Source organism: Streptomyces sp. NPDC051173, from assembly GCF_040689515.1.
Classification (GTDB): domain Bacteria; phylum Actinomycetota; class Actinomycetes; order Streptomycetales; family Streptomycetaceae; genus Streptomyces.
In genome coordinates, this window is sequence record NZ_JBFBBD010000172.1 from 1 (window position 1) to 1615 (window position 1615).

The 1615-nt window shown below is 65.4% G+C and carries 1 protein-coding gene; it reads right to left on the reverse strand.

Going from position 1 to position 1615, the window contains the following annotated elements; all coding sequences use genetic code 11:
- The coding region (locus tag AB0435_RS34145; protein WP_366428737.1) for an amino acid adenylation domain-containing protein at nucleotides 1-1615 on the reverse strand (1615 nt) is incomplete at both ends.

Consider the following 1615-nt stretch of genomic DNA (forward strand, 5'->3'; position numbering starts at 1 on the left):
AGCGTCCCCTCGACCGTCCACCGGACCAAATCACCCGTGCGATACATCCGCGAACCATCAGAACCAAACGGATTGGCAACAAAACGGTCGGCAGTCAGGCTGGGACGGCTGAAATAGCCACGGGCAAGGCCCGCCCCGGCGATGTAGAGCTCACCGACGACACCGATCGGCACCGGCTGGAGCGCCGGGTCCAGGACGTAGGCGCGCATGTTCTCGATCGGGCGGCCGATGGAAACCGCGCCGGCCGGGATCTCCGCGTCCGCTTGCACCCTGAATTCGATGCATCCGACTGCGGCCTCGGTCGGACCGTACTCGTTGATCACGGTGACGCCGGGATGCGCCGACCGCCAATCCACGAGTTGCTCCCCGATGAGCGCTTCGCCGCCGATCACCAGGTCCCCGGTCTTGAAGGCATCCGGCGCAAGCTCCGACAGCAGGCTGAGGTGGCTGGGCGTCGCCTTCAGGAAGGTCAGCGAGTGGTAGTCGGCCAGCCCATCCTGCAGGCTACCGATCTCCATGCAACCGCCCGCGACGAGCACACCGTGCAGAGGTGTGACGGTCAGGTCGAAGGAAACGGAAGAATGCAGGACGGTGCGCCCGGAAAGTCCGGGATAGGCGCTGCGGGCCCAGTTCACGTAGTGAGTCATGGCGCTGTGGCTCACAACGACGCCCTTGGGGCTTCCCGTCGATCCGGATGTGTAGATGACATAGGCGGGATTCCCCATCAGCAGGGGTGCAACGCGTTCGTTGTCGGTCAGGTCATCGGAGACGAAGGTCGCCCACAGCGCGTCCGACGTCCGCGAGATGGGCAGACAGGCAAGTGCACCGGGAAGCGCTTCCTCGAAAGCCTCGAGCACTTCTGGGGCTGCCAGCAGGAGCGCGGGGCGGGCATCGGCGAGCATGAACCGAACACGATCGACCGGCTGTTCCACCTCGATGGGGAGGTAGGCGGCGCCGGCCTTGGCAATGGCCAGTAGCGCGACGATCAGCTCGGCCGAGCGGGGAATTGCCACGGCTACCAGTTGCTCCGGACCGATGTCTCGAGCAACGAGCAGACGCGCAAGCTGGTTGGCGCGGGTGTTGAGCTGCCGGTAGGTGAGCTCCGCTCCGCCGCTGACGACGGCGACCGCATCCGGAGTGCGGGCCACCTGCTGCTCGACCAGCTCATGGACCGTCAGTTCATCGGGATGGGCGACAAGGGTGCCGTTCCACGTGTGGAGCAGGAGCTCCCGTTCGGCCGGGTCGAGGATGCCCACCTGGCTGATGGGCTGGTCGGGGTTGGTGGTGACGGCTTCGAGGAGGCGGGTTAGGCGGTCTGAGATGGAGACGACCGTGCGGTGGTCGAACAGGATCGAGAGGTACTGGACTTGTGCGGTGATGCCGTCTGGCTGCCGGTCCGCGGTGTACGTCTCGGTCATGCCGAAGTCGAGGTCGAACTTGGCCGTACCGGTGTCGATGTCGTGCCAGGTGGTCCGAACGGCTGCGAGGTCGAGGCGCTCGTCGTAGTTGTTGCGGATGGAGAGCATGACTTGGAAGAGGGGGTGGTGTGCGGTGGTGCGGGTGGGGTTGAGTTCCTCGACGAGGCGCTCGAAAGGAATGTCCTGGTGGGCGTAGG